Genomic DNA, 903 nt, shown 5'->3' with positions numbered 1-903 from the left:
ATGCCAGGATAGGACCGCAGGATCGCCGCGGGGATATTGAGGAATACGTCCTTCTTGCCGGAAACAATATCGCTCGATTTGAACGATCTGCCGCAGACAAGCGCGGCATCGACGTCGAGTGACAGCCACTGCGTATCCTTCGACGCCGTGGAGTAAACGCCGGAGAATGTCTGCTCGGTCATATTGGTAAAGACGCCGAGCGTTTCGCGTATGAAGGCGGAGGCGGATGTCTCCTGAATATCGCGCAGCATTACGAGCACTGACGGTTCCGGCTCGGAGACGATCTGGCGCAAACTGCGCAGGTTCCGCCGCCCGGCATATTCCGGAGAGAGGACCACATGGGCGAGCAAACCCGTCAGAAGGTTGTGCGCCTGGTTCTGGAAATAGCTACCGGTCGAGGATTCGAATCGCGCGCTTTCCGACAGCAGCATGTGGGCTACCGCGACGATNTCCTCCTTGTGTTTTGACGTTTCGATCCAGTCCAGAACGTTGAACCCCGTCACCGGATTTGTCGGATCGAGGACCATGCACTCGCGTCCGAGCGTTTGCGTCCGGTGCTCGACGACCATCGGTGCGACCTCGGTCGACGGGTCGAGGCAGATCAATGGACCGGTATAACGCAGCGCCGTCGGCACCACATTGCTGGTGGTCTTGAACCCGCCTGAGCCCGCAAAGAACAGCATATGGGTGGAATCGAAATCCTGCTTATAGGTCAGCAGGGGCGCAGTGCCGCCGCTTCCCCATGTTTCGCGGTCGCCCGGATCGAACGGCACGTCGCGGATCGTCTCCTTGTCGACGCGATAGCGTTCGCCGACGACGATCTCGCCATCTGCCGGAAACAGCTTTGCGGCGGCACTGCGCCCCTGCTGACCTATAAGCAGGATTTCGATTCCACCCATATGC

The 903-nt window shown here is 59.3% G+C and carries 1 protein-coding gene; it reads right to left on the bottom strand.

The window, feature by feature from the left end; genetic code table 11:
• Positions 1-903, bottom strand: a 903-nt coding sequence (locus CEV33_RS01355) for a type IV secretory system conjugative DNA transfer family protein (RefSeq protein ID WP_167388085.1), incomplete at both ends; no start/stop codon positions are given.

The organism is Brucella grignonensis (assembly GCF_002252505.1).
Taxonomy (GTDB): domain Bacteria; phylum Pseudomonadota; class Alphaproteobacteria; order Rhizobiales; family Rhizobiaceae; genus Brucella; species Brucella grignonensis.
Note: the sequence above shows the minus strand (reverse complement) of the source record. Positions and strands in the feature narration are given on the sequence as shown.